The organism is Bradyrhizobium sp. BRP19 (assembly GCF_020194195.1).
Classification (GTDB): domain Bacteria; phylum Pseudomonadota; class Alphaproteobacteria; order Rhizobiales; family Xanthobacteraceae; genus Bradyrhizobium; species Bradyrhizobium yuanmingense.
Genome location: NZ_JADYVZ010000130.1, coordinates 1 through 439 on the forward strand (window position 1 = coordinate 1; position 439 = coordinate 439).

Genomic DNA, 439 nt, shown 5'->3' on the forward strand with positions numbered 1-439 from the left:
CACATGTCACGCAGGCGTTGGTGAATGCGCTGGCCGATGCGTATTGGCAGGTCAGTCTACAGGCGGCCCGCGCGCTTGGCCGGTGGCGCGCCGCGCATGCCGTCGATGCACTCGCCGCGTTGCTCACCCACCCAATCAGCAACCTGCGCAAGGAGGCGGCACTCGCACTGGGAGAGATCGGCGAAGCCTCTGCCCTGCCCGCCCTGCGCAGCGCACAAACCGATGGCGACCCGGAAGTCGTCAAGGCCGTGCGGATCGCCTTGGCACAAATCGAGCGCGCCCGTGCATCCGCCTGAGCGTATCGAAAACGACGTCGCCCAAGGCCGGCTGCGGTTGCACTGGGCAGACGCCGTTGTCGTACTTGACCACGCGGCATTGCGCGAGGCGTGCCGCTGTGCGGAGTGCCAGTTCAAGCGCCATCACGGCACGCCGATCAACG

General features: G+C 67.2%; 2 protein-coding genes. Both read left to right on the plus strand.

All coding sequences use genetic code 11. The features are described from left to right. A partial coding sequence (locus I6F36_RS38830; RefSeq protein ID WP_225173276.1) for a HEAT repeat domain-containing protein occupies positions 1-296 on the plus strand: 296 nt, incomplete at its 5' end. Beyond that, the coding region (locus I6F36_RS40160; protein ID WP_225173277.1) for a gamma-butyrobetaine hydroxylase-like domain-containing protein at positions 223-439 on the plus strand (217 nt) is incomplete at its 3' end. The genes I6F36_RS38830 and I6F36_RS40160, both read left to right, overlap by 74 nt.